Source organism: Candidatus Protofrankia californiensis (assembly GCF_900634765.1).
GTDB lineage: Bacteria > Actinomycetota > Actinomycetes > Frankiales > Frankiaceae > Protofrankia > Protofrankia californiensis.
Window position 1 is genome coordinate 1,531 of the sequence record NZ_CAAAFT010000191.1, and the last position, 2,723, is coordinate 4,253.

The window sequence follows — 2,723 nt, forward strand, 5'->3', positions numbered from 1 at the left end:
GCGGTCGAGGAGGGCGTCGACCGCGCCGCGGTCGGCGACGTCACAGGTGGCGATCGTGACGCGCGCACCCAGGCTTTCCAGCTCCGCGCGCAGGTCGGACGCGCCGGGCGCGTCACCGCCGCGGCGGCTGGTGAGCACCAGGTGCTCGGCACCGCCACGGGCCAGCCAGCGGGCGGCATGCGCGCCGAGGGCGCCGGTACCACCGGTCACCACGACCGTGTCCCTCGGCCGCCAGGAGCGTTCCGCCGGCGCCGGTGCGCTCGCCCTGACCAGCCGGCGGGCGAACGTGCCAGCCGGCCGCACCGCCACCTCGTCCTCACCGCTGGCACCGCCGGCACCGCTTTGGCCACCGGCACCGTCCGTGCCGCCGGCGCCGCCGAGCACCGCGGCCAGCCGGGCCAGTGCCCGTCCGTCGACGACCTCGGGCAGGTCGACCAGCCCGCCCCACCGCTGGGGATGCTCCAACCCGATGACGCGACCGAGCCCCCACACCTGTGCCTGCGCTGCGCTGCGCAGGCGGTCGGACGGCGCGACCGACACCGCGCCGGAAGTGACGCACCACAGCGGCGCCTCGACCGCAATGTCGCCGAGGGCCTGCCCGAGGGCCAATGTGGCGGCCAGTCCCCCGCTCACCCCGGGCAGGTCGGGCAACGGCCGCTCGTCCACGGCGAGCAGCGACAGCACCCCGCCGACCACCGCCTGCGGCGGCAGCGACTCCCGGAGCAGGCGGGCCAGTGCGCCGCGGTCCCGGTCCGCCGCGGTGGGCTCGACGCGGACGACCTGCGCACCGCGGTCGGACAGGGCCGCGGCACATGCCGACACCAGGCCCGGGTCGGCCGGATCGGCCGGAGCCACCAGCAGCCATGTCCCCGGCAGCGCCACCGCCGGGGCGTCCACCAGCGGCTTCCAGGTGACGCGATACCGCCAGTCACGGATCGCCGCGCTGTCGGCCTGCCGCCGCCGCCAGGCCGACAGCGCGGGCAGCACCGCACGCAACGGCTGTTCGCCGTCGACGTCGAGGGTGGCGGTCAGCGCGGCCAGGTCCAGGCGTTGCACGGCGTCCCAGAAGCGCTCCTCGGCCGGGCCGGCACCGGCGGCCGGCGCATTGTGCCCGCCGGGAGCCTGGCCGTCGCCGAGCCAGTAGCGCCGGCGGCGGAAGGCATAGGTGGGCAGGTCGACCCGGCGCGCGTCGCCGCCGTCGAACGCGGCCTGCCAGTCGACCCGGACGCCACGCACGTGGGCCTCGGCCAGCGCGGCGAGGAAGCGCCGCCGGCCGCCGTCGTCGCGCCGCAACGAACCGATGGCCAGCACGTCGACGCCGACGTCCGCAGCGGTTTCCTCGATGCCCATCGTCAGCACCGGATGCGGGCTGGACTCGATGAAGGTGGTGTGCCCGTCCCGCAGCAGGGCGCGGATCGCCGGCTCGAACCGCACAGTCTGCCGGAGATTGCGGTACCAGTACCCGGCGTCCATCGTGGCCGTCCCGACGGGAGCGCCGGTCACCGTGGAGTAGAAGGGGATCTCCGCCGGACGCGGGGAGATGCCGGCCAGCTCCTCGAGCAGTTCCGCCTGCACGTCCTGGACGTGCGGCGAGTGCGAGGCGTAGTCCACCGGGAGCAGACGGGTCCGCACGTCCGCGGCCGTGCAGTCCGCCACCAGGGCTGCCAGCGTCTCGGGGGCGCCGGAGACGACCACCGAACGCGGCCCGTTCACCGCGGCCAGCCAGGCCCGCTCACCCCAGTGCGGGGTACGCCGGGCGACCTCCTCCGGGGAGAGGGCCACGGAGACCATGCCGCCCCGGCCGCTCAGGGCCGCCAGCGCCCTGGCGCGCAGCGCCACGACCCTGGCGGCGTCCGGCAGGGACAGCGCACCGGCCACATACGCCGCCGCGATCTCGCCCTGGGAATGGCCGACCACGGCGGACGGCCGGACGCCGTGGTCGGCCCACAGCGACGCCAGCGACACCATCACGGCGAACAGCACCGGCTGGACGACGTCCACCCGGTCCAGCAACGCCGGTTCGCCGCCGGCGCGCAGCACGTCCAGCAGGGACCAGTCGACGTGCGGGGCCAGCGCGTCGGCGCATTCGGCGATCCGCGCGGCGAACGTCGGCGAGGAGTCCAGCAGCCCCACCGCCATGCCGGCCCACTGCGAACCCTGGCCGGGGAAGACCAGCACCGTCCCGCCCCTGGGCCCGGCCGAACCCCGGACGACCTCGGCCACCGGCTCACCGTCGGGCAACGGCCCGCCGTCAGCTACCGCGGCGAGACCCCGCAGGAAACCGGCATGATCTTCGGCCAGCACCACCGCGCGCTGCGCAAGCGCGGCTCGCGTCGCCGCCAGCGAGTAGCCGACATCCGCGCCATCCAGCTCGCCGTGCACGGCCACGTGCCCGTGCACACGCTGTGCCTGCGCTCGCAGTGCGGCGTCGTTGTGGCCCGAGAGCACCCAGGGCAGGACGATCCCGGCGGTGCGCTTCCCGGTGGCCGTCTCGGACGCGGAGCCGGCCGAGTCCGGGGGGACCGGCGTGCCGGCCGCATCCGACAGGACGGGCGTGCCGACCGGTGCCGTGACCGGCGCGGTGGCGACCGGTGCCGTCGCGGGCTGCGCGGACGCCTGTTCCAGGACCACGTGCGCGTTCGTACCGCTGATCCCGAAGGAGGACACCACGGCCCGCCGGGGCCGGTCGACGTCCGGCCACGGCGCCGGCGCGGTGAGCAGCC

At 76.3% G+C, this 2,723-nt stretch carries 1 protein-coding gene; it reads right to left on the reverse strand.

All coding sequences use genetic code 11. From position 1 onward, the window contains the following. The coding region (locus DD1DGNOD_RS26835) for an acyltransferase domain-containing protein (protein ID WP_165036583.1) at positions 1-2,723 on the reverse strand (2,723 nt) is incomplete at both ends.